At 58.2% G+C, this 282-nt stretch carries 1 pseudogene; it reads left to right on the top strand.

From position 1 onward, the window contains the following. A pseudogene (locus EN824_RS34850) lies at positions 1-282 on the top strand (preprotein translocase subunit SecY); the annotation flags it as partial.

A 282-nucleotide genomic window follows, 5' to 3' on the forward strand; every position in this document is an offset into this window, starting at 1 on the left:
GAAGGACACGGCCGACCAGTTGAAGAAGCATTCGGGCTTCATTCCGGGCTATCGTCCGGGCGAACGCACTGCGGAATATATCGATTACGTTCTGACGCGTATCACCGTCATCGGCGCCATCTACCTGGTGCTGGTGTGTCTGCTGCCCGAGTTCCTGATTTCGGCGACTGGCGTACCTTTCTACCTCGGTGGCACATCGCTTCTGATCGTGGTCAGTGTCACGCTCGACACGGTGGCGCAGATTCAGGGTCACCTGATCGCGCACCAGTATGAGGGGCTGAT

The sequence above is a fragment of the Mesorhizobium sp. M8A.F.Ca.ET.181.01.1.1 genome, assembly GCF_004792025.1.
Taxonomy (GTDB): Bacteria; Pseudomonadota; Alphaproteobacteria; order Rhizobiales; family Rhizobiaceae; genus Mesorhizobium.